We start from the raw sequence: 677 nt of genomic DNA on the forward strand, positions 1-677 counted from the left end.
AGCCAAGCCCTTGTGGTTCAGGCGTCTGGAGTGGTAGGGGAGCGTCGTGTGGGCAGTGAAGTCGCGGTGTAAACCAGCGGTGGAGCCTACACGAGTGAGAATGCAGGCATGAGTAGCGAAAGACGGGTGAGAAACCCGTCCGCCGAATGATCAAGGGTTCCAGGGTCAAGCTAATCTGCCCTGGGTAAGTCGGGACCTAAGGCGAGGCCGACAGGCGTAGTCGATGGACAACGGGTTGATATTCCCGTACCGGCGAAAAACCGCCCATGCTGAACAGGGGATACTAACCGCCCGAGACCTGCCCGATCACCCTTGTGGTGTGAGGGTTTTGGTGGAGCGCGGGACCTGATCCTGGGAGGCAAGCGTATTAACAGGTGTGACGCAGGAAGGTAGCCGAGCCGGGCGATGGTTGTCCCGGTCTAAGGATGTAGGGCGAACGGTAGGCAAATCCGCCGTTCATGATGCCTGAGATCCGATGGGACTCCCGTAAGGGGGGATTCGGTGATCCTATGCTGCCGAGAAAAGCATCGACGCGAGGTTTTAGCCGCCCGTACCCCAAACCGACACAGGTGATCAGGTAGAGAATACTAAGGCGATCGAGAGAATTATGGTTAAGGAACTCGGCAAAATGCCCCCGTAACTTCGGGAGAAGGGGGGCCCCCATCGTGATGGACACT

General features: G+C 57.9%; 1 rRNA gene. It reads left to right on the forward strand.

Annotated features, from left to right (window positions below):
* A 23S ribosomal RNA gene (locus FS787_RS17855) occupies positions 1 to 677 on the forward strand; the annotation flags it as partial.

Origin of the sequence: Arthrobacter sp. U41 (genome assembly GCF_007679325.1) — a bacterium.
In the GTDB taxonomy this organism is placed as follows: domain Bacteria; phylum Actinomycetota; class Actinomycetes; order Actinomycetales; family Micrococcaceae; genus Arthrobacter.